Origin of the sequence: Priestia taiwanensis, assembly GCF_014638355.1 — a bacterium.
GTDB lineage: Bacteria > Bacillota > Bacilli > Bacillales > Bacillaceae_G > Priestia_D > Priestia_D taiwanensis.
This window is the reverse complement of record NZ_BMFK01000010.1, coordinates 27,312-28,198: the sequence shown is the minus strand read 5'-3', so window position 1 is coordinate 28,198 and position 887 is coordinate 27,312. Positions and strand designations below refer to the sequence as shown.

At 47.9% G+C, this 887-nt stretch carries 8 tRNA genes; all 8 read right to left on the bottom strand.

The annotated features are described in order from the left end of the window. Nucleotides 1–69: 69 nt before the first annotated feature. A tRNA-Gly gene (locus IEV41_RS19425) sits at nt 70–143 on the bottom strand. 8 nt (nt 144–151) lie between these two features. Beyond that, nucleotides 152–228 (bottom strand) — tRNA-Pro (locus tag IEV41_RS19420). 5 nt (nt 229–233) lie between these two features. Further along, a tRNA-Arg gene (locus IEV41_RS19415) sits at nt 234–310 on the bottom strand. Between the two features lie 93 nt (nt 311–403). Then, nucleotides 404–489, bottom strand: a tRNA-Leu gene (locus IEV41_RS19410). Between the two features lie 31 nt (nt 490–520). Beyond that, nucleotides 521–595 (bottom strand) — tRNA-Gln (locus IEV41_RS19405). Between the two features lie 20 nt (nt 596–615). Beyond that, nucleotides 616–691 (bottom strand) — tRNA-Asp (locus IEV41_RS19400). Nucleotides 692–710: 19 nt separating this feature from the next. Then, a tRNA-Val gene (locus IEV41_RS19395) sits at nt 711–786 on the bottom strand. 8 nt (nt 787–794) lie between these two features. Further along, nucleotides 795–869 (bottom strand) — tRNA-Glu (locus IEV41_RS19390). Between the last annotated feature and the right edge of the window lie 18 nt (nt 870–887).

Here is an 887-nt window from a genome sequence, read left to right as displayed (position 1 = left end):
AGAAATTTGAATTGCTCATAAAATAAAAATTGACGTTTCATGTTTTGTTTAGTTTTCAAAGAACTTAATTGGAGCGGGTGAAGAGAATCGAACTCTCGACCAGAGCTTGGAAGGCTCTTGTTTTACCACTAAACTACACCCGCATTATAAATGGTCGGGAAGACAGGATTTGAACCTGCGACCCCCTGGTCCCAAACCAGGTGCTCTACCAAGCTGAGCCACTTCCCGTAAAATGGCGCGCCCGAGAGGACTCGAACCCCTAACCTTTTGATCCGTAGTCAAACGCTCTATCCAATTGAGCTACGGGCGCTTTTTTCATGTTGTTTTGTCTAAGTTGTTTAACAGCGACCAATCTAATATATCATAAGCAATGTTTTAAGTCAACATCTTTTTTGATTTATTTTGGTGCGGCCGAGAGGACTTGAACCTCCACGGGGTTACCCCCACTAGGCCCTCAACCTAGCGCGTCTGCCGTTCCGCCACGACCGCAAAGCATCTTGCTCTACTGACTGAACTAAAATGGCTGGGCTAGCTGGATTCGAACCAGCGCATGACGGAGTCAAAGTCCGTTGCCTTACCGCTTGGCTATAGCCCAATATAACTTAAGAAATAAAATGGCGGTCCCGACCGGGATCGAACCGGCGATCTCCTGCGTGACAGGCAGGCATGTTAACCGCTACACCACGGGACCTTTTTAGTAATTATAAAAATGGTGGAGGATGACGGGATCGAACCGCCGACCCCCTGCTTGTAAGGCAGGTGCTCTCCCAGCTGAGCTAATCCTCCATGATAAGTGGTGACCCGTACGGGATTCGAACCCGTGTTACCGCCGTGAAAGGGCGGTGTCTTAACCACTTGACCAACGGGCCAAAAAAAAAAAAAAAAAA